The following is a 19,383-nucleotide window of genomic DNA, read 5'->3' on the forward strand; positions in this document are numbered from 1 at the left end:
GTTTATAGGCCCAGAAGGTTCAAGACAGCGTTAAGGATTGCGTTGGGGCCAAACACCATGGCGGTAAAACCAGCGCCGACCAGGAAGGGGCCGAAAGGGATGTAGCCGCCCTCACGCAGGCTGCTGAAGACTTTCATCCCGATACCGATGACGGCACCGATGACTGAGGACATCAGGATGATGGGGATCAGCGCCTGCCAGCCAAACCAAGCACCCAGTGCGGCAAACAGCTTGAAATCCCCATAGCCCATGCCTTCCTTACCCGTGGCGAGCTTGAATCCCCAGTAAACCAGCCAGAGCGAAAGATACCCCGCTGCCGCGCCGAGCACGGAGGCATACAAGGGCACCTCAATCCACTGCAGCGCGGAAGCGAGCAGGCCAGCCCACAGCAACGGCAAAGTGATGTCGTCCGGGAGCAGGGTGGTATCCCAGTCGATGAACGCCAAGGCGACCAAGGCTGCCGAGAACCCGCACCAGACGAACCCCGTGGGCGTCATCCCCCAGCGCTGGATGCACAGGAAAAAAAGAGCCCCCGTCGCCATCTCGATCAAGGGATAGCGTACCGAGATCCGCACCTTGCACGCGGAGCAGCGCCCGCGCAGAAAAAGGTAGCTCAAAACAGGGATGTTCTCGTACCACTGGACCATGTGCCCACACGAGGGGCACCGGGAACGGGGAACCATGAGGCTAAACCGCTCCTCATGAAGCGCGGCGCTGGCATCTCCTTGCGCGCTCTGCGCCTGCGCTGCCCGGATTTCCTCAGCCCACTGGCGTTCCATGATTTTGGGAAGCCGGTAGATGACCACATTGAGAAAGCTACCGATCAGAAGTCCCAATATTCCGCCCAAACTTGCATTCCACCAAACGGGCATCTCCATTACACAACTTGGCCGAGTTTGAAGATTGGGAGGTACATGGAGACGACGATGCCGCCAATCAGCGTACCCAGGAACACGATGATGATGGGCTCCATCAGACTGGACAAGCCAGCCACCATTTCGTCCACTTCTGCCTCATAGAAATCCGCAGCCTTGCCCAGCATATGGTCAATGGAACCTGATTCTTCCCCGATGGCGCACATCTGAAGGACCATGGAAGGAAAAATATTTGCGTTGCCCATGGCTGCGGTCAGGCTGGTACCGGTAGAGACTTCCTGCTGGATTTTTTCGGTTGCCATGGAATACACCGAATTGCCCGAAGCACCACCGACTGAGTCCAGAGCTTCAACCAGTGGGACCCCTGCCGCAAACATCGTGGACAGAGTACGCGTCCAGCGTGCAACACAGGATTTATCAATCAAGGCTCCAAAGATCGGAATCTTCAATAGCACGCGGTCCATGAACATCTGCATCTTCTCATTTCTTTTCCAGGCCTGCATGAAAAAGAAAAAGCCTCCACCAATCACACCGAAGATTAACCACCACCACTTTACGAAGATTTCACTAATACCCATCACGAAAAGTGTAGGGGCAGGCAAATCGGCCCCAAACGATGAAAAAACTTCCTTGAATGCAGGAATCACAAAAATCATGATGATCGTAACCACCACAAAGGCAACGATGATCACGGAAATGGGATACATCAAAGCCGATCTAATTTTTGATTTGATGGCCTCCGTTTTTTCCATGTAAGTGGCCAAACGGTCCAGCAGAGCTTCCAAAATACCGGCCGCTTCGCCTGCCTCCACAAGGTTGCAGTAAAGACTGTCGAAATACATTGGATGCTTGCGAAAAGCAGAATTCAGGGAAGTCCCTGTTTCGACATCGGAGCGGATGTCGTTGAGTAGTTTGGTAACACTTGCGTTGGTATTCCCTCGTCCCACAATATCAAATGATTGCAGAAGTGGAACGCCTGCTTTCATCATTGTGGCAAGCTGACGCGTGAACAACGCGATGTCTTTGGGCTTTATCTTTTTGCCAGAGCGCATCCGGCGTTTCTTGATCTTTGTGGGAAAAACGCCCTGGCGGCGGAGCGTGGCTTGCACCTGGTTCTCGCCAGATGCACGCACCTCGCCCCGCACTATCTTGCCGTGGCGATCTTTGCCTTCCCATTCAAAGACAAAATCCTTGATATCCCGTGATGCAGCGGTTGCCATGCTGGACCCTCTAGTCGTTATTCGTTGGTGACGGCAAGCACTTCTTCCAGCGAAGTGAAGCCCAGTCTTGCCTTGTGCAGGCCGGATTCGCGGAGTGAGCGCACGCCTTCTGCTCTCGCCTGCTCGGCGATTTCAAGTGCACTCCCGTCGCGCAGGATGATACGTTGGATGTCCTCAGAGATCGGCATGACTTGGTAGATGCCGACCCGTCCCTTATATCCGTTGTTGCAAGCGGAGCAGCCTACGGGGCGGTACGTGACCCAGCTTCCATCAATTTCTTCTTCTTTGTACCCTGCTTCGAGCAGCGATTCATGTGGTATATCTGCGGGCGCTTTGCAGACGGGACACAACCTGCGTGCCAAGCGCTGCGCTGTGATGAGAATAACGCTGGAAGCAATGTTGAACGGGGCAATCCCCATATTGCGCATGCGCGTCAAAGTGGTGGGGGCATCATTGGTGTGAAGCGTTGATAACACCAAATGCCCCGTTTGTGCTGCTTTGATGGAAATGTCCGCAGTTTCCAGATCACGGATTTCGCCGACCATGATAATGTCGGGATCTTGCCGCAGAAAGGATTTGAGGGCTACCGCAAAGGTTAGTCCAGCCTTTTCATTCACATTGACTTGGTTAACGCCTGGAAGATTGATTTCGGATGGGTCTTCCGCTGTGGCAATATTGACGCCTGGCTTGTTGAGAAGATTCAAGCAGGTATAAAGGGAAACGGTTTTACCGGAGCCTGTGGGGCCCGTGACCAGAATCATTCCATAGGGCCGACCAATGGCTTCGAGCAGGCGCTCTTTCTCCTGGGGCTCATAGCCCAATGCATCAATACCCAGCTTGGCGCTGCTGGGGTCCAGAATACGGATAACAATCTTTTCCCCAAATAAAGTCGGGAGGGTACTGACCCGGAAATCAATGACTCTGTCCGGGCCCACCTTGAGTTTCATGCGCCCGTCTTGCGGTACCCGCTTTTCAGAAATATCCAGGCGAGAAATCACCTTGATACGAGATGCGAGTTTATCTTTGATGGCTATTGGTGGGGACGCGATTTCGCGCAATTCACCATCAATCCGAAATCTCACGCGGTATTGATGCTCATAAGGTTCAAAATGCAAATCCGACGCACGCATATTGAATGCGTCCAGCAGCATTTTGTGCAAGAACTTGACGATGGGAGCATCTTCTACATCAGTAGCCCCGGTGTCGTTGTTGTCTGGTGCCTCTTCGATGGGTGCGTCGTCAAATTCAAAATCACCGCCACCACCCGTCAGTGTTTCCAAAGATTCACTGGCCGATTTGGTGGTGGTTTCTACCAGGCGGCTGAGCTTGTCATACTCCGCAATAATCCAGTCCACCCCCATCTGGGTGGTGAATTTTATTTTTTCAGCTGCTTCCTGGTCCGTAGGGTCTGCAGTCGCAACAATCAGGCGATTATTCCGTTTGCTGAGCACAACAACCCGATATGCTTGGCATATCTTGCCGTCGAGCAGTTCTTTCGGAAGCCGTAACGGATCAATCGCATCCAGATCGAGTAAGGGTGCGCCAAACACAGCCGACACGGTATGGGCCAAGTCGGCAGCTGACACTGCCCCAGAACCGGTCAGTTCGGCAATAAAGCTGGTTCGGCTAGTTTGTGATTTTTTGTAAATGTCCTCTGCTGCCTTTTGGGTCAGCTTGCCAGCAGACATCAGGGCCCTGCCCAATCCGGGGAGGGCCACTGCGGAGGCTTCTTTGGGGGCAGTATCGACAGCGGCCATGTAACCGGAAATATGTTAGGTGTGGAAAAGAAACCATCCTATCATCACCGATCATCTGAAGGCTGTACAGAGATTCGAGATTGGCAACAGCACCACAAAAAGGGTGCTATTGCTGAAAATGCACTTGTATTTATGGTCGGGGTGAGAGGATTCGAACCTCCGGCCTCTACGTCCCGAACGTAGCGCTCTACCAGGCTAAGCTACACCCCGTGTGGCGCGATTGCGCTCAGAAGCTGATGCAATGGCCAGATCAGTTGCGTCTTGCCAGCAACTGTGCGGCCAATTCTAGCAAAGCTGCTGAATATGCATTGGTTGGTAATTGCTCTGCAGCCGCCATGGCCCGGCGGGCCTCGCCAAAGGCGGCGGCCCGTGTGACTTCCAGTGCGCCGGTCTCGCGGACGATTTGCACGATGTCTGCCAGTTGGTCGGTCGAGCCTTGTTCAATGGCTTGGCGCACGACCTGTGCCTGAATTTCGGTGCCACGCTCCATGGCAGCGATGAGGGGGAGGGTGGACTTGCCTTCGCGCAGATCGTCCCCCAGGTTTTTCCCCATCTCAGTCGCATCTCCGTCGTAGTCGAGGACGTCGTCAATGATCTGGAAAGCGGTGCCCAACGCTTGTCCGTAGGTTGCGCATGCTTCCTCAATTTCAGGCGAGCTCTCTGCGAGGACTGCGCCGAGGCGTGCGCTGGCTTCAAACAGTTTGGCGGTTTTAGAGCGAATGACGCGCAGGTAGCCCGCTTCGTCGAGCGATGCGTCATGCATGTTCATCAGCTGCAACACCTCACCCTCGGCGATCACGTTGGTGGCCTCCGAGAGTATTTCCATGATCCGCATGCTGCCTGCCTCGACCATCATCTGGAAGGAGCGGGTGTGCAGAAAATCGCCAACAAGCACGCTGGCTGGGTTGCCAAAGGTTTCGTTCGCCGTGGGGCGGCCCCTGCGCAGGGTGGATGCATCCACGACATCGTCGTGCAGCAGTGTGGCGGTGTGGATCAGCTCGACGACGGCCGCGAGGCTGTGCCGATGTGCTCCCTTATAGCCCAAGGCGCCGCAGACCATCAGCAGCAGTGCCGGTCGCAGGCGTTTTCCGCCAGCGGCAATGATGTACTGCGATATCTGGGCCACCAGGGGTACGCTGGACGTCAGGCGCTGACCAATGACCTTGTCGACCTCGTGCATGTCTTGTGCAACGAGCAAGAGAGGGGATGCTGCGGGGGCGGTGTGGTCAGTCAAGATGGTGGTCACAGAAAGAGACCGAATTATAGGAAGCCCCGGAGGCTCTTCGTTGCGACCACCGAGGTGGCGGCGCTGTCGCTGAACGCGGGGGTGGTGTGTTGTATAGCAATGCGCTATACTCTTGGGCTCTGCGGAAATTCGTCTGCAGAACTCATATCAAGAGGTCAACATGTACGCGGTCATAAAAACCGGCGGCAAGCAGTATCGCGTTGCTTCCGGCGAAAAAATTAAAGTAGAACAGATTGCTGCGGACGTAGGCCAGGAAATTGTGATCGACCAGGTTCTGGCTGTCGGCAACGGCGCTGAACTGAAGGTTGGTACGCCCCTGGTGTCCGGCGCAACCGTGAAAGCCACTGTCGTGGCCCACGGCAAGCACGACAAAGTGCACATCTTCAAGATGCGCCGTCGCAAGCACTATCAAAAACGCCAAGGCCATCGCCAGCAGTTCACTGAACTGCAAATCGGTGCGATTGCTGCTTAATCGAAGGAGCTAGTCATGGCACAGAAAAAAGGCGGCGGCTCTACGCGAAACGGACGTGACTCCAAGCCAAAGATGCTGGGTGTCAAGGCGTTCGGTGGTGAACTGATCAGCGCTGGCTCGATCATCGTGCGCCAACGTGGCACACGTTTCCACCCCGGCAACAATGTCGGCGTGGGCAAGGACCACACCTTGTTCGCCCTGGTGGACGGCCACGTGTCGTTCGGCACCAAGGGTGCGTTGTCCAAGTCTACGGTCAATGTGACTCCTGCCTGAGGTTCATTCCTCTGGTAGCCATCGAAGCCCCGCTTTGCCGGGGCTTTGTTGTTTGGTCTGTACGATGGCGCTCAAGTCGTCGGCAGACGGCGCCTGCAAGGCGTTCCGCAGTTCCGACAGAATCAGGCAGTCTGCTGCTGGTGCTGCGCCCTTTTGTAAACTGGATATCCCATGAAGTTCGTCGATGAAGCCTTTATTGACATTGCCGCCGGTGATGGTGGCAATGGCTGCGTGTCTTTTCGGCACGAAAAGTACAAGGAATTCGGCGGTCCCAACGGCGGGGACGGTGGTCGCGGCGGGCATGTTTTTGCCGTGGCTGATCCGAACCTGAACACCCTGGTGGACTTTCGCTATTCGCGCAGGCACGAGGCCAAGCGGGGCGAGCATGGCATGGGATCGGATATGTTTGGTGCGGCTGGTGCCGACATCACCCTCAAGATGCCGGTCGGCACCATCATCACAGACGCCGAAACGGGCGAGGTGCTCTACGAGCTGCTGAACCCGGGCGAGGTCATCACCATTGCAAAGGGTGGTGATGGCGGCTTTGGCAATATGCGCTTCAAGAGCGCTATCAACCGGGCCCCGCGCCAGAAGACACCAGGCTGGCCCGGCGAGAAGAAGAACCTGAAGCTGGAGTTGAAGGTGCTGGCCGACGTGGGCCTGCTGGGCATGCCCAATGCGGGTAAGTCCACCTTCATCACGGCGGTGTCCAACGCCCGCCCCAAGATTGCAGACTACCCCTTTACGACGCTGCATCCCAACCTGGGTGTGGTTCGCGTGGGGCCGGAGCAGAGTTTTGTGGTGGCTGATATTCCCGGTCTCATCGAAGGCGCTTCGGAAGGTGCGGGCCTCGGGCACCAGTTTCTGCGCCATCTGCAGCGCACCCGCCTGCTGCTGCACATTGTGGATCTGGCGCCTTTCGACGATGCGGTGGACCCGGTGGCCCAGGCCAAAGCCATCGTCAACGAGCTCAAGAAGTATGACCAGCAGTTGTACAACAAGCCGCGCTGGCTGGTGCTGAACAAGCTGGACATGGTGCCCACCGAAGAGCGGGAAGCCCGTGTGAAGGACTTCGTCAAGCGCTTCAAGTGGAAGGGGCCGGTGTTTGAGATTTCTGCCCTGACGCGTGAAGGCTGCGAGCCGCTGATCCATGCGATCTTCCGCCATGTGCAGTCCGAACAGCGGGTGGAGAACGAGCCAGTGGAAATTGATCCACGTTTTGCAGGGGATGCGCCAGCCTGATTTGCAGTCACGGTCTGCGTTCTCATTTGCTATATTAATAATAGCTATTGGCGCTTTTTGGATAAGCGCTAGCGACCAAAAATACTTAAAAAATGGTTTCCAGCGTATTGCGTGACGCCCGCCGCATCGTGGTCAAGGTAGGCTCCAGTCTTGTGACCAACGAGGGCCGTGGCCTCGACGAAACCGCCATTGGCGAGTGGAGCCGTCAGCTGGCGGCTCTGGTGCGTGGCGATGGTGGGGTGCCGCGCGAGGTTGTGATGGTGTCCAGCGGTGCCATTGCCGAAGGCATGAAGCGCTTGGGCTGGACCACGCGGCCGAACGAAGTTCACGAGCTGCAGGCCGCCGCTGCCGTTGGGCAGATGGGGTTGGCGCAGATGTACGAAACCAAGCTGCGCGAGCAAGGCATGGGTAGCGCGCAGGTGCTGCTCACCCACGCGGACCTGGCCGACCGCGAGCGCTACCTGAATGCGCGCTCGACCCTGCTGACGCTCTTGCGCCTGGGCGTGGTGCCGGTGATCAATGAGAACGACACCGTCGTCAACGACGAAATCAAGTTCGGCGACAACGACACCCTGGGCGCACTGGTGGCGAACCTGGTCGAGGCCGACGCGCTGATCATCCTCACCGACCAGAAGGGCCTGTACACGGCCGACCCGCGCCGCGATGCGTCCGCGCAGTTTGTGCACGAAGCCAAGGCCGGCGACCCAGCGCTGGAGGCCATGGCCGGTGGTGCGGGTTCCAGCATTGGCAAGGGCGGCATGATCACCAAGATCCTCGCGGCCAAGCGTGCTGCTGGTTCTGGCGCCTCCACGGTCATTGCCTGGGGGCGCGAATCCGATGTGCTGGTTCGCCTCGTTCAAGGGGAGGCGCTGGGTACGCTCCTTGTGGCCCAGACGCAAAAAAAGCAAGCCCGCAAACAGTGGATGGCCGACCACCTTCAATTGCGCGGCTCGGTGGTGGTGGACGCGGGGGCTGCGGCCAAGGTGCGTGATGAAGGCAAGAGTCTGCTGCCTATCGGTATGACGGCTGTGGAGGGTGACTTTTCGCGCGGCGACGTGATTGCCGTGCGCGACGCATCCGGCACCGAAATTGCCCGTGGCCTGGCCAACTATGCTGCGGCCGAGGCCAGAATGCTGTGCCGCAAGCCTTCGACCGAATTCGAAAAGCTGCTGGGTTACGTTGCCGAGCCAGAGATGGTGCATCGAGACAACATGGTGCTGGCCGCCAGCTGACGGCGAAAGCCAGCAGCCAACGTAGCTTCTCAAAGACACCATCATTCCACCAACAAAAACGCCTGCGATTTGCAGGCGTTTTTCATGGGACTGGCGATCACCTCGCCAATGAATTAACGCGGCGTGGTGACCGCAGGCAGTCCGTCTAGCTCTCCGGGCACACTGTTCTGCGGATCCGGATCGAAACTGGCCCCCGGTGGAAGCTCCATGCCCGGATTGATCAGCATGGAGCCCGTCCGAAACATGGTGCCCGCGTGTTCGCCCTCGCGCGTGCGCATGCCACTGCGCAGGTAGCGGTTGCGCTGCTCGTGGCGAGGCAGGAAGCGGGCCAGTTCCGTCAGCGCCATTTCATAGACGCCACGCTTGAATTCGACCACGACATCCAGCGGAACCCAGTAGTCATTCCAGCGCCAGGCGTCGAATTCCGGATGGTTGGTGGCACGCAGGTTCAGGTCCCAGTCGTGTCCTACCAGTTGAAGCAGATACCAGATTTGTTTCTGGCCCTTGTAGTGTCCGCGTGCATCGCGGCGGATGTACCGGTCAGGCACCTCATAGCGCAACCAGTCCCGGGTGCGGGCCACCACGCGTACGTGGTTGGGCAATAAGCCCACTTCTTCATGCAGTTCACGGAACATGGCTTGCTCGGGGGTTTCTCCCCGGTCAATGCCACCCTGCGGAAACTGCCAGCTGTGGGTGCGTATACGCTTGCCCCAGAACACCTGGTTTTTCTGGTTGAGCAGGATGATGCCGACGTTCGGCCGAAAGCCGTCCCGGTCAAGCATAATCAAACCCCAAATTTTTAAACTGTGTCCATTATGCACGGCGCCTAGCGCGCAGCAAGTGGACGGCCCCGTTCTGCCTGCAATCGATTCCGATGAAAGCCTCCCAATTCTTTATTTCCACCCTCAAGGAAGCTCCGGCGGATGCCGAAGTGGTCAGCCACAAACTCATGACGCGGGCGGGGCTGATCAAGAAGCTGGGCGCTGGCATCTATAACTACATGCCTATGGGGCTGCGGGTGATCCGCAAGGTAGAGGCCATCGTGCGCGAGGAAATGAACCGTGCAGGTGCCGTGGAGCTGACCATGCCTGTGGTGCAGCCCGCTGAGCTGTGGCAGGAAACGGGCCGCTTCGAAAAGATGGGCCCCGAGTTGCTTCGCATCCAGGACCGCCACGGGCGCGACTTCGTGGTGCAGCCCACCAGCGAAGAAGTGATCACTGACATCGCGCGCCAGGAGTTCAAGAGCTACAAGCAACTGCCGAAGAACTTCTACCAGATCCAGACCAAGTTCCGCGACGAGCGCCGTCCGCGCTTCGGCCTGATGCGCGGCCGCGAGTTCATCATGAAGGATGCTTACAGCTTCGACCGCGACCAAGCCTCGGCCAAGGCCAGCTACCAGGTCATGGCGCAGGCTTACCGCCGCATTTTTGACCGCTTTGGCCTGACCTACCGCGCCGTGGCGGCCGACAGTGGCGCCATTGGTGGTGACCTCTCCGAAGAGTTCCAGGTGATCGCCGCCACGGGCGAAGACGCCATCGTCTACTGCCCAGAGAGCGATTACGCAGCGAACATGGAAAAGGCCGAAGCGCTGGCCCCTGCCGGTCCACGCGGCGCAGCCACTCAGGCGTTGGCAAAAACGGCTACGCCTGGCAAGAGCACTTGCGCAGATGTGGCAGAACTGCTCGGCGTGCCTCTGAACACTACGGTCAAGTCGCTCGTGCTGGCCACAGACGAAACCAACGAAGCCGGCGAAATTGTCAAGACCCAGGTCTGGCTGCTGCTGCTGCGCGGCGACCACGACATGAACGAGATCAAGGTGGGCAAGGTGCCGGGGCTGGCGGGTTTCCGTTTTGCCACGGTGGGCGAAATCGAAGACCATTTCGGCTGCAAGCCCGGTTACCTGGGCCCCATCGGCCTGAAGAAGCCTTTGAAGGTCGTGGCCGACCGCGAAGTCGCCCTGATGGCTGACTGGATCTGCGGCGCCAATGAGGTGGACTTCCACATCACTGGAGTCAACTGGGGCCGCGACCTGCCCGAGCCCGACGCCGTGGCCGACCTGCGCAACGTGGTGGCAGGCGACCGCTCGCCCGACGGCAAGGGTGAACTGGCGATCGAGCGCGGTATTGAAGTGGGTCATGTGTTCTACCTGGGCACCAAGTACAGCAAGGATATGAACGCCACCTTCCTCGGCGACGATGGCAGGCCCGCATTTTTTGAAATGGGCTGCTACGGCATTGGCGTCACGCGCTTGCCCGCTGCGGCCATCGAGCAGAACCATGACGAGCGCGGCATCATCTGGCCCGACGCGATTGCCCCCTTCACCGTGGTGGTCTGCCCCGTGGGCATGGACCGCAGCGAGGCCGTCAAGGCCACGGCCGAGCAGCTCTATGCCGACCTGCTGGCTGCGGGCGTCGACGTGATCCTGGACGACCGGGGCGAGCGCCCCGGTGCCATGTTTGCCGACTGGGAGCTGATCGGTGTGCCGCACCGCGTGACCATTGGCGACAAGAGTCTCAAGGAGGGTGTGGTCGAGTACCAGCACCGCCGCGACTCAGCGGCCACCAAGGTGGCCACGGCAGACATCCTGGCCCACGTGAAGGGCCGCATGGCGGTATGAACGGGGCGCGGCTGGTTTCTGTGGCAGGTACGCCCCTCGACAATGGGGGCGGCGTGTCCCGGCGCGCATGCCTGGCGGCCCTGTCGGCACCAGCAGCGTGGCTGGCAGTACCTTCGCTGGCGCATGCGGGTGGGCAGCTGGAGGAGCCCCTGATGGACTCCGTGCGCACCGCGCTGAGTTCAGCCATTGCCAACCAGGCCCCGCCAGAGCCCCATTTTTTCACCACCGAAGCCCGCATTCACTACGTGCGCTGGCTCGCCGCCATGAGCGACCGCCTGCGCCGCCGCAAGCCCGAGTGGGAGGTCCGCCGCGACTTCCTGCAGACCGCCTGGTACGAATCCAAGCGTGCCGGGTTGGATGTGTCCCTGGTGCTGGGCCTGATCCAGGTGGAGAGTGCGTTCCGCAAATACGCGGTGTCCAGCGTGGGCGCACGTGGTTACATGCAGGTCATGCCCTTCTGGACACGGGTGATTGGGGATGGTGACCCGGGCAAGTTGTTTCACATGCAGACCAATCTGCGCTTTGGTTGTGTGATCTTGCGGCACTACATCGACCGGGAGCGGGGCGACCTGTTCATGGCGCTGGGGCGTTACAACGGCAGCCGCGGGCGTTCGCCGTACCCGGACGCCGTGTTTCGCGCACAGCGCAACTGGTTATTCGCCGAGGGTTCACAGCTGCCTGCTGCCTAATTTGCTATTGTTTACATAGCTGCTTGCGCTTATCCATCAAGCGCTAAATGCCAATTTGGCGGCGGTTTCAACGACGAAGTGCGCCAGTACCCAGTGTAAGTGGGCTCACTTTGTAGCCATGGAACACCTCATGCGGAGTCTTCCAGCCCAAGCATCTGCGGGGTCGGTGGTTGAGCCGGTACACGGCTTGGAGCACCTGCTCTTCGCTGGCCGTGCCCAGATCGCTGCCCTTGGGGAAGTAGTGGCGTAGCAGCCCATTGTGGTTCTCGTTGAGCCCCCGCTGCCAGGGGCTGTGCGGATCGGCGAAGTACACCTTCGTCTTCAGGCGTCTATGCACCCACCTGTGCTCGGCGAATTCCTTGCCGTTGTCCAGCGTGAGGGTGTGGCGGTGCTTGGGATGGTGCCTGAGCATTTCGATGATGGCCTGGCCCACCGGCTCGGCCTGGCGCCGCTGCACATGCTGCGCCAGTGTGTAGCGCGAGCGTCGCTCGGTCAGGGTCACCAGCCCTGCCAGTCCACCCGCACCTGAGACGATGGTGTCCCCCTCCCAGTCACCCAGGCGCGCTCGCTTGTCCACGATGGCGGGGCGCTGTGCGATACCCACGCGATCGCGCAGTTGCCCCGCACCCGAATGTGCCTTGCGTCGGCGCTGGCCGCAACGCAGGCGCGGTGCAACCTGTCCCATGCGGCGCAGCCGGTTGTAGATGCAGGTGTGGCTGATGCGCAGGCGCTTTTCCAGCCCCAGGCGGGCGGCGGCCTGCTGAGGTGACAGATCCAGCTGCAGATACGACAGCACCAACTCCCACTGGGCATCGTCAAAGCGCTGAGCGTTGGTCTGACCACTTTGGCGCGCAAGAGCCTGTTGATGGGCGCTGTGGGCTTGGTACGCCGTGCTGGCGCCGCTGTTGCGCCTGATCTCGCGGGCAATGGTGCTGCGGTGGCGCCCCAGGCGCAGGGCTGTCTGTGTGATCGACAGCCCCACGTCGCGAAGGCATTGGATTTGGTAACGTTCGCTTTGGCTCAGATGGGTGTAGTTCATGGTGCACTTGGGTTGACTGGCAGGTCACACAAGTCATCTTCACTTACTTGTCTGGGCCTACCTTTTGGCAACGTGCACTTCGTTGTTTAAACCGCCGGCTGATTTTTCTGAAATTCTGCAAGCGGCAACAGGAGTCAGCTCCCGAAAAGCCGATGGAGCCCATTCGCCCGCAGGTCTAGGTCGAAGTCGGCGCAGCGCTGTCTGCTGGCGAGGCCGGGATGGTCTGGCCGGAACCTGCTGACTGGGTGGTACCGAGGCGAGACACCATGACCTGGTCGATGCGGTAGCTGTCCACGTCCAGCACCTCGAACTTGTAGCCACCCCAGCTCACGCTGTCCGTCCGGCGCGGAACGCGCCGCAGCATCACCATCAGGAACCCGGCCAGGGTTTCGTAGTCGCCCGCGTGGGGCAGCTCGTCCAGCGACAGTGCGCGCAGCACGTCCTCGACCGGTGTGACGCCGTCGATGAGCCACGAGTTTTCATCGCGCCGCACAATCTGCTCTTCATCCGCCGGGCCGACCAGGTCGCCCATCACGGTGCTCATCACGTCGTTCAGCGTGACCACGCCCACCACCAGGCTGTATTCGTTCACGATGACAGCAAAGTCCTCGTGCACCTGTCGGAACTGCTCCAGCACCTCCGATAGGGTCAGCCGGTCCGGCACGATCAACACTTTGCGCACCAGGCTGTCATCGGCCAGCGAGATGGGCTGGTTGTTCAGCACGCGCTGGAACAGGTCCTTGGCATCCACATAGCCCACCACATGGTCGATGTCGCCCTCGCACACGGGGTAGGTGGAGAAAGGCTCGGCCGCAATGCGCAGGCGGATCACGGAGTCCGGCTCGTCGCGCAAGAAGAAGGCCACACGGTCGCGGGGGGACATGGCGCTGGACACCATGCGCGTGTCCAGCTCGAACACATTCGTGATGACCTGCTGCTCGCGGGCGGCCAGCACGCCGGCACGCGCACCCGCTTCCATCATCGCCAGGATGTCGTCCGAGGTGATGCGGTCGTCCCGCAGCGACGACATGCCCAGCACCCGGAACAGCGCATCTGCCCCCCGGCTGTAGAACCACACCACAGGGCGCAACAGCGCCATGCACCAGGCCATGGGCTGCGCCAGCCGCACCACCAGCCGCTCAGGTTCGGCCATGCCCAGGCGCTTGGGGAACAGGTCGGCAAACAGAATGAAAAGGGAGGTGATGACCAGGAACGAGGCGAGAAAGCCCGCCTTCTGCGCGGCTGATTCCGACAGCCACAGGCCGAACAGTGTGGTGAAGTGGGGGCTCAGCGCACCTTCGCCCACGATGCCGCCCAGGATGGCCACGGCGTTCTGCCCCACCTGCACCACGGTGAAGTAGTCGCCCGGCTGCTCCTGCATGCGCAGCACCTGGTCCGCCCTCGCATCCCCTTCGTCGGCCATCTGCCGCAGGCGCAGGCGGCGCGCTGCGGCGAGCGAGATCTCGGCCATGGAGAAAAAGGCGCTGGCTGCAATCAGCAGCCCGATGACAAAGAGGCTTTGGGAGAGGGTCATGAATGGCGACGGAGCGTGGCGCTGCGGCACACCGGATGACTGAGTGTATCTGGGCGTTCCGCAGGCACCTACCCCAGGTGTGCACACACCGGGGGGGCTGGTGGGCCTTCGGGGTTGGGGCCCCGAAGGCCAGTCCTGCGGGCGAGCGCAGGACTGGCGGCGGGGGCCTTGTTATTGCACGAAACCGATGCGGCTGCGCCCTGACGCCGCCTTGGGCAGATCAGCAATCTCCACGGTGGACCGGCGGTCCAGCCGCGCATTGCCAAAGCCCGTCATCAGCGCACGCCGCATCTCACGGGGGGGCATCTGTGCCAGGTGGTCCAGCACGTCGTCCGTCGGCTCCGGATCCAGCAGGCGGCCCCAGTCGTGCCCTGCGCGGATGCCCTGGTACAGGTTGCGGGCAATGGTGCGCGCCTGCTCCAGCGTGGGCGCCTCCACCTCGAACACGTTCATGCGGTTCAGGATGGGGTCGGGGATGCCGCGCGTGTCGTTGGCGGTGGTGATCCAGATCACCTGGCTGGCGTCGATGGCCACCTCCGCAAACTCATCGGTAAAGCTCTGGGCGGTGTCGTACTCCAGCAAGCTGTACAGCGCGCCCAGCGGGTCGTACTGTGCATCGCTGCTGGCCTTGTCGATCTCGTCCACCACGATCACAGGGTTGGCGTATTCGCCCTCCACCAGCGCCTCGAACACCTTGCCCGGGCGTGCGCCCTTCCACTGCGCCGACGAGCCCGACAGCAGCCAGCCTGCGGTCATGGAGCTCATGGGCAAGAGGTTCATGCCCGTGCCCAGCAGCTCGGCCAGGTGGCGCGCAAAGTGGGTCTTGCCGATGCCGGGCGGGCCCAGCAGCAGCATGGGCGTGACCTCCAGGCCATCGCTGCTGTCCTGCGCCAGTGCCACGTGGCGCTTGACGTCGTCCAGCACCTCGGTGAAGTTGGGCAACTGCTCATACAGGCTGGCCATGTCGGGGATGCCCGAGGGCTTGACCTGAAAGCGCTCCGGACCACGTTCCAGCATGCGTTCGTACACGGTGCGCAGGGTTTCGTATTCGCGCTGGTTGCCCGACTCCTGCAACCGTGCGAGCTTGCGCTCGACGTCACCGGGGTGGAACACATTGCGCATCTGGGCCACCGGCAAGCGCAGGGCGGGTGGCTGGGGAACAAGGCTATGGCTGGTCATTGCATGCTCCTGTGATGGTTACGTCACGCAACCATTCAAGCACACAACATGCCCGCTTCAGTACCGGAAAAGCCCCTGATTGGTGCCACTGTTGCGGGCAAACAAAAAGGCCGCCCGAAGGCGGCCTGGTTTGCACGGGGTAGTGGCCGCGTCGATCAGCCTTCGGTGCCCAGCACCTGCTTGAGTTCGCCCGACTCGTACATCTCCATCATGATGTCCGAGCCGCCGATGAACTCGCCCTTCACGTACAGCTGTGGGATCGTGGGCCAGTTGCTGTATTCCTTGATGCCCTGGCGGATTCCGTCGTCTTCGAGCACGTTGACGGTGACCACGGCCTTGGGGTCCACGCCGCAGGCCTTGAGGATCTGGATCGCACGGCCGGAGAAACCGCACATGGGGAAGCTGGCGTTGCCCTTCATGAACAGCAGGATATCGCTGGATTTGACGAGGGCGTCGATGCGTTGTTGGGTGTCGCTCATGGGAATACTCCTTGAAAGGGGCTGGCGGGCGTGGGGTTTTGAAAGCCCGCAATGGGGTGAATTATTTCACTGTCGGCCACTGGCCACCAGAACAGCGGGCGATGCCTGCCAGGTCTGTGCGGCTTTGTACGTGGGCAAAGCCTTGTGCGGTGAGCAGGGCCTGAACGGCGTGGGCCTGGTCGTAGCCATGCTCCAGCAATAGCCAGCCGCCCGGCTGCAGGTGCGCGGGGGCCTGGGCGACGATGGTACGGATGTCTTCGAGGCCGTCTGCGCCGCTGGCCAGGGCCTGCAGGGGTTCGTGCGTCAGCGCGGCCAGGTGGGAGTCGGCACTGGCGATGTAGGGGGGATTGGAGATGATCGCGTCAAAAAACCCATCCACGCCTTGCAGCCAATCACTGCGCTGAAACCGCACCGGCAAACCCAGCCGCTGTGCATTGGCCTGGGCCACGGCCAATGCATCGGCACTCGCGTCCACCGCCAGTACCTTGGCGTCAGCGCGCTGGCTTTGCAGCGCCAGTGCAATCGCGCCGCTGCCGGTGCCCAGGTCCACCACGCGCGGCGATGTCAGCGGGGCGATCACTTCCAGTGCCCAGTCCACCAGGGTTTCGGTGTCGGGGCGTGGGTCCAGCACGCGGGCGTCCACCTGCAGCGGCAGGCCGTAGAACTCCTTGCGTCCGGTGAGGTAGGCCACCGGCTCGCCCGCCAAGCGGCGCTGGCACAGGGCGATGAACTGGGCATGTGCTGCCTCTTCCATCGCATCCGTGTCGTGCGCCAGTAGCCAGGCGCGGCCTGCGTCGTGGCGCGCCAGGGTGTGCAGCAGCAGCAATTGCGCGTCGATGCGCGCCAAGCCCAGGGTGTGGACCTGGTTCAGGGCCTGGGCGAGGGTGGGGGATGTATTGGTCACTATTGATTTAATAGCTGCTAGCGCTTTATGGATAAGCGCTAGAGGCCAATTTTGTTCAAATTTTGAATGGGGCTCAGCTGGTGGTGCCCATTTCCAGCTCTTCAAGCTGCTCGGCCTCGCGCGCATGGGCCAGGGCCTGCAGCACGTCGCCCAGGTCGCCTTCCATCACGTACAGCAGCTTGTACAGCGTGAGGTTGATGCGGTGGTCCGTGAGCCGCCCCTGCGGGAAGTTGTAGGTGCGGATGCGGTCACTGCGGTCGCCGCTGCCGATCAGGCCCTTGCGCAGCGCGGCCTCCTTGGCGGCGCGTTCGCTGCGTTCTTTCTCTTGAATGCGGGCCTGCAGTACCTGCAGCGCCTTGGCCTTGTTGCTGTGCTGGCTGCGGCCGTCCTGGCATTCGGCCACGATGCCGGTGGGCAAGTGCACCACGCGCACGGCCGAGTCGGTCTTGTTGATGTGCTGGCCACCGGCGCCGCTGGCGCGAAAGGTGTCGATGCGCAGGTCTGCCGGGTTGAGCTTGATGGCCTCGTGCTCGTCGGGCTCGGGCATCACGGCCACGGTGCAGGCGCTGGTATGGATGCGGCCTTGGGTCTCGGTGGCGGGCACGCGCTGCACGCGGTGGCCGCCGGACTCGAACTTGAGCGCGCCATACACACCGCTACCGGAGGGGCCCGTACCGGGCTGGCCTTCAATGCGCAGCACGATTTCTTTGTAGCCGCCCAGCTCGGCGGCGTTCTCGCTCACCACCTCCACCTTCCAGCCCACGGTGGCGGCGTAGCGGGTGTACATGCGGGTCAAGTCGCCTGCGAACAGGGCGGATTCGTCACCACCCGTGCCCGCGCGGATTTCGACAAACGCGTTGCGTGCGTCGTCGGGGTCCTTGGGCAGCAGCAGGCGCTGCAGTTCGTCTTCCAGCTGCAGCAGCTCGGCCTCGGCACTGGTGATTTCTTCTTGTGCCATCTCGGCCATGTCGGGGTCGGCCAGCATCTCGCGCGCGCCCGCCAGGTCGGCCTCGCGCTGCTGGTAGCGGGCGTAGCGGCCGGCGACCTGCGTGACCTCGGCATGCTCGACGGAGATACGCCGGTACTGCGCCATGTCGCTCATGATGTCTTCGCGCGAGAGCAGGAAGTCGAGTTCGCCCAGGCGTTGTGCGTAGCGCTCCAGTTGGCTGCGGAGAAAGGGTTTCATGGAATTCTGAAAAAATGGTTTGCTACAGATTTGGTAGCTGGTGGCGCATATGAATCATGCGCCTGGGGCCGATTTGGCTTAAATCGGAACAGCTGGGGAGCGGGCGAGCGCCGCTACAGGCCGTTGTTGTTGGGCGTCTTGCTTTGCGAGCGCAGGAACAGGCGCGAGACGGTCTGGGCCGTCTGGGCACGCATCTCGGCGTCGCCCGCGCGCAGCTCGGCCAGGGTGCCGTGCAGCATCTTCTGCGTGAGGCCACGCGAGAGCGCTTCGAGCACGGCGTCCACATCCTCGCCCTTGGCCAGCAGCTTCTTGGCGCGCGCGATTTCCAGCGCACGCCACTCGTCGGTCTGGGCGTTGAGCTGCTGAATCAGCGGTACCACACCACCGGCTTGGCCGACAGGGCTGCGCAGCTCCATCCAGTGCATGAAGCTCTGCACGCCCGCGTCGATGATGGCCTCGGCCTGGGCCACGGCGGCCTGGCGGTTGGCCTGTGCGGTTTGCACCACGGTGGCCAGGTCGTCCACGGTGTAGAGGTACACGTCGCCCAAGGCCTTGACCTCGGGCTCGATGTCGCGCGGCACGGCCAGATCGACCATGAACATGGGGCGGTGGCGGCGCTTCTTGAGGGCGCGCTCCACGGCACCCAGGCCGATGATGGGCAGGCTGCTGGCCGTGCAGCTGATGACGGCGTCAAACTCGTGCAGGCGCTCGGGCAGGTCGGCCAGGCGCATCACCTCGCCGCCAAACCGGGTGGCTAGCTTTTCGCCGCGCTCCAGCGTGCGGTTGGCAATGGCGATGGCCTTGGGGTTCTTGGCTGCGAAGTGCGTGGCGCACAGTTCAATCATCTCGCCCGCGCCGACGAACAAGATCTTGGTCTCGGAGATGTCTTCAAACAGCTGGCCCGCCAGACGCACTGCGGCGGCGGCCATGCTGATGCTGTGCGCACCAATCTCGGTGCTGCTGCGCACTTCCTTGGCCACGGCAAAGCTGCGCTGGAACAGCTGGTTGAGCGTGGTGCCCAGGGCGCCAGCGGTTTCGGCGGCGCGCACGGCATCCTTCATCTGGCCCAGGATCTGGGCCTCGCCCAGCACCATCGAATCGAGCCCGCTGGCCACGCGGAAGGCGTGGCGTGCGACGAGGCTGTCTTCGAGCGTGTAGGAGTGCGAGCGCAGCAGCGCGGGGCTGACGCCGCCGCTCTGGGCCAGCCAGCCCAGCGTATGGTCCATGGCGGCCTGCTCGCCCGCGCAGTAGATTTCGGTGCGGTTGCAGGTGGAGATGATGGCTGTTTCCACCCCGGGGTGGCGGCTGGTGGTGCCCAGCGACTGGCGCAAACCGTGCAATGTGGGGGCAATCTGGTCGAGCGCGAACGCGAACCGGCCACGCAGATCGAGCGGCGCGGTGGTGTGGTTGATGCCGAGGGCCCAGACTGCCATAAGGTG

Annotated in this window: 19 protein-coding genes and 1 tRNA gene; 6 read left to right on the plus strand and 14 right to left on the minus strand. The window is 61.2% G+C overall.

Annotation, left to right across the window (positions count from 1 at the left end; genetic code table 11):
- Positions 1-2 precede the first annotated feature (2 nt).
- The 5 genes from EXV95_RS22010 to EXV95_RS22030 form a co-directional block, all read right to left on the minus strand.
- Positions 3-878, minus strand: coding sequence for an A24 family peptidase (locus EXV95_RS22010; RefSeq protein WP_176888505.1), 876 nt, complete (start codon positions 876-878; stop codon positions 3-5).
- Positions 878-2,095, minus strand: coding sequence for a type II secretion system F family protein (locus EXV95_RS22015; protein ID WP_176888506.1), 1,218 nt, complete (start codon positions 2,093-2,095; stop codon positions 878-880). The genes EXV95_RS22010 and EXV95_RS22015 overlap by 1 nt, the downstream gene beginning before the upstream one ends.
- A gap of 17 nt (positions 2,096-2,112) precedes the next feature.
- Positions 2,113-3,852 (minus strand): type IV-A pilus assembly ATPase PilB, encoded by a 1,740-nt coding sequence (pilB, locus tag EXV95_RS22020; protein WP_176888507.1) that lies wholly within the window; start codon positions 3,850-3,852, stop codon positions 2,113-2,115.
- Positions 3,853-3,985: 133 nt separating this feature from the next.
- A tRNA-Pro gene (locus EXV95_RS22025) sits at positions 3,986-4,062 on the minus strand.
- Positions 4,063-4,102: 40 nt separating this feature from the next.
- Positions 4,103-5,032 carry a polyprenyl synthetase family protein gene (locus tag EXV95_RS22030; RefSeq protein ID WP_176888508.1) on the minus strand — a complete coding sequence of 310 codons (930 nt, stop codon included), beginning with the start codon at positions 5,030-5,032 and terminating at the stop codon, positions 4,103-4,105.
- Positions 5,033-5,258: 226 nt separating this feature from the next.
- Between EXV95_RS22030 and rplU the strand changes: the two genes are divergently transcribed.
- Complete coding sequence (gene rplU / locus EXV95_RS22035) at positions 5,259-5,570, plus strand: 50S ribosomal protein L21 (RefSeq protein WP_005794184.1); 312 nt, start codon at positions 5,259-5,261, stop codon at positions 5,568-5,570.
- Between the two features lie 15 nt (positions 5,571-5,585).
- The gene (gene rpmA / locus EXV95_RS22040; RefSeq protein WP_008905145.1) at positions 5,586-5,843 is read left to right on the plus strand and encodes a 50S ribosomal protein L27; all 258 of its coding nucleotides are present in this window, start codon (positions 5,586-5,588) and stop codon (positions 5,841-5,843) included.
- 3 nt (positions 5,844-5,846) lie between these two features.
- On the opposite strand, the gene EXV95_RS25055 is transcribed toward rpmA, so the two are convergent.
- Positions 5,847-6,146 carry a hypothetical protein gene (locus EXV95_RS25055; RefSeq protein ID WP_228898913.1) on the minus strand — a complete coding sequence of 100 codons (300 nt, stop codon included), beginning with the start codon at positions 6,144-6,146 and terminating at the stop codon, positions 5,847-5,849.
- On the opposite strand from EXV95_RS25055, the gene cgtA reads away from it, so the two are divergent.
- Together cgtA and proB are read left to right on the plus strand one after the other, a co-directional pair.
- Positions 6,075-7,085, plus strand: a complete 1,011-nt coding sequence (gene cgtA, locus EXV95_RS22045; RefSeq protein WP_233559599.1) for an Obg family GTPase CgtA — start codon at positions 6,075-6,077, stop codon at positions 7,083-7,085. The two genes, EXV95_RS25055 and cgtA, sit on opposite strands and share 72 nt — an antisense overlap.
- A gap of 92 nt (positions 7,086-7,177) precedes the next feature.
- A complete protein-coding gene (proB, locus tag EXV95_RS22050; protein ID WP_055399171.1) occupies positions 7,178-8,317 on the plus strand; it encodes a glutamate 5-kinase in 1,140 nt (379 codons plus the stop codon).
- Between the two features lie 113 nt (positions 8,318-8,430).
- Here proB and EXV95_RS22055 read toward each other — a convergent pair whose 3' ends face one another.
- Positions 8,431-9,099, minus strand: a complete 669-nt coding sequence (locus tag EXV95_RS22055; protein WP_055399169.1) for an RNA pyrophosphohydrolase — start codon at positions 9,097-9,099, stop codon at positions 8,431-8,433.
- 92 nt (positions 9,100-9,191) lie between these two features.
- Between EXV95_RS22055 and EXV95_RS22060 the strand changes: the two genes are divergently transcribed.
- Both EXV95_RS22060 and EXV95_RS22065 read left to right on the plus strand, forming a co-directional pair.
- The gene (locus EXV95_RS22060; protein ID WP_176888509.1) at positions 9,192-10,934 is read left to right on the plus strand and encodes a proline--tRNA ligase; all 1,743 of its coding nucleotides are present in this window, start codon (positions 9,192-9,194) and stop codon (positions 10,932-10,934) included.
- Entirely contained in the window at positions 10,931-11,623 is a 693-nt protein-coding gene (locus EXV95_RS22065; protein WP_176888510.1) for a lytic transglycosylase domain-containing protein, read from the plus strand. Before EXV95_RS22060 ends, EXV95_RS22065 begins: the two co-directional genes overlap by 4 nt.
- A gap of 67 nt (positions 11,624-11,690) precedes the next feature.
- On the opposite strand, the gene EXV95_RS22070 is transcribed toward EXV95_RS22065, so the two are convergent.
- The 7 genes from EXV95_RS22070 to hemA form a co-directional block, all read right to left on the minus strand.
- Entirely contained in the window at positions 11,691-12,662 is a 972-nt protein-coding gene (locus EXV95_RS22070; RefSeq protein WP_176888511.1) for an IS30 family transposase, read from the minus strand.
- 175 nt (positions 12,663-12,837) lie between these two features.
- Entirely contained in the window at positions 12,838-14,196 is a 1,359-nt protein-coding gene (locus EXV95_RS22075) for a hemolysin family protein (protein WP_176888512.1), read from the minus strand.
- A gap of 171 nt (positions 14,197-14,367) precedes the next feature.
- Positions 14,368-15,375, minus strand: coding sequence for an AAA family ATPase (locus EXV95_RS22080; protein WP_055399161.1), 1,008 nt, complete (start codon positions 15,373-15,375; stop codon positions 14,368-14,370).
- 155 nt (positions 15,376-15,530) lie between these two features.
- Positions 15,531-15,854, minus strand: a complete 324-nt coding sequence (grxD, locus tag EXV95_RS22085) for a Grx4 family monothiol glutaredoxin (protein ID WP_176888513.1) — start codon at positions 15,852-15,854, stop codon at positions 15,531-15,533.
- A 61-nt stretch (positions 15,855-15,915) separates the two neighbouring features.
- Positions 15,916-16,758 carry a peptide chain release factor N(5)-glutamine methyltransferase gene (gene prmC, locus EXV95_RS22090; protein ID WP_176888514.1) on the minus strand — a complete coding sequence of 281 codons (843 nt, stop codon included), beginning with the start codon at positions 16,756-16,758 and terminating at the stop codon, positions 15,916-15,918.
- 73 nt (positions 16,759-16,831) lie between these two features.
- Positions 16,832-17,944: a peptide chain release factor 1 gene (gene prfA, locus EXV95_RS22095; RefSeq protein ID WP_176888515.1), complete on the minus strand. Its 1,113-nt coding sequence runs from the start codon at positions 17,942-17,944 to the stop codon at positions 16,832-16,834.
- A gap of 113 nt (positions 17,945-18,057) precedes the next feature.
- The gene (gene hemA / locus EXV95_RS22100) at positions 18,058-19,377 is read right to left on the minus strand and encodes a glutamyl-tRNA reductase (RefSeq protein ID WP_176888516.1); all 1,320 of its coding nucleotides are present in this window, start codon (positions 19,375-19,377) and stop codon (positions 18,058-18,060) included.
- Between the last annotated feature and the right edge of the window lie 6 nt (positions 19,378-19,383).

Source organism: Acidovorax sp. JMULE5 (assembly GCF_013376875.1).
In the GTDB taxonomy this organism is placed as follows: Bacteria; Pseudomonadota; Gammaproteobacteria; order Burkholderiales; family Burkholderiaceae_C; genus Acidovorax; species Acidovorax facilis.

Coding starts and splice junctions, on each gene's coding strand:
- EXV95_RS22010 (WP_176888505.1), bottom strand. CDS start 878: ATGGAGATGCCCGTTTGGTGGAATGCAAGTTTGGGCGGAATATTGGGA.
- EXV95_RS22015 (WP_176888506.1), bottom strand. CDS start 2,095: ATGGCAACCGCTGCATCACGGGATATCAAGGATTTTGTCTTTGAATGG.
- pilB (WP_176888507.1), bottom strand. CDS start 3,852: ATGGCCGCTGTCGATACTGCCCCCAAAGAAGCCTCCGCAGTGGCCCTC.
- EXV95_RS22030 (WP_176888508.1), bottom strand. CDS start 5,032: ATGCACGAGGTCGACAAGGTCATTGGTCAGCGCCTGACGTCCAGCGTA.
- rplU (WP_005794184.1), top strand. CDS start 5,259: ATGTACGCGGTCATAAAAACCGGCGGCAAGCAGTATCGCGTTGCTTCC.
- rpmA (WP_008905145.1), top strand. CDS start 5,586: ATGGCACAGAAAAAAGGCGGCGGCTCTACGCGAAACGGACGTGACTCC.
- EXV95_RS25055 (WP_228898913.1), bottom strand. CDS start 6,146: ATGCCCGCCGCGACCACCGTCCCCGCCGTTGGGACCGCCGAATTCCTT.
- proB (WP_055399171.1), top strand. CDS start 7,178: ATGGTTTCCAGCGTATTGCGTGACGCCCGCCGCATCGTGGTCAAGGTA.
- EXV95_RS22055 (WP_055399169.1), bottom strand. CDS start 9,099: ATGCTTGACCGGGACGGCTTTCGGCCGAACGTCGGCATCATCCTGCTC.
- EXV95_RS22060 (WP_176888509.1), top strand. CDS start 9,192: ATGAAAGCCTCCCAATTCTTTATTTCCACCCTCAAGGAAGCTCCGGCG.
- EXV95_RS22065 (WP_176888510.1), top strand. CDS start 10,931: ATGAACGGGGCGCGGCTGGTTTCTGTGGCAGGTACGCCCCTCGACAAT.
- EXV95_RS22070 (WP_176888511.1), bottom strand. CDS start 12,662: ATGAACTACACCCATCTGAGCCAAAGCGAACGTTACCAAATCCAATGC.
- EXV95_RS22075 (WP_176888512.1), bottom strand. CDS start 14,196: ATGACCCTCTCCCAAAGCCTCTTTGTCATCGGGCTGCTGATTGCAGCC.
- EXV95_RS22080 (WP_055399161.1), bottom strand. CDS start 15,375: ATGACCAGCCATAGCCTTGTTCCCCAGCCACCCGCCCTGCGCTTGCCG.
- grxD (WP_176888513.1), bottom strand. CDS start 15,854: ATGAGCGACACCCAACAACGCATCGACGCCCTCGTCAAATCCAGCGAT.
- prfA (WP_176888515.1), bottom strand. CDS start 17,944: ATGAAACCCTTTCTCCGCAGCCAACTGGAGCGCTACGCACAACGCCTG.
- hemA (WP_176888516.1), bottom strand. CDS start 19,377: ATGGCAGTCTGGGCCCTCGGCATCAACCACACCACCGCGCCGCTCGAT.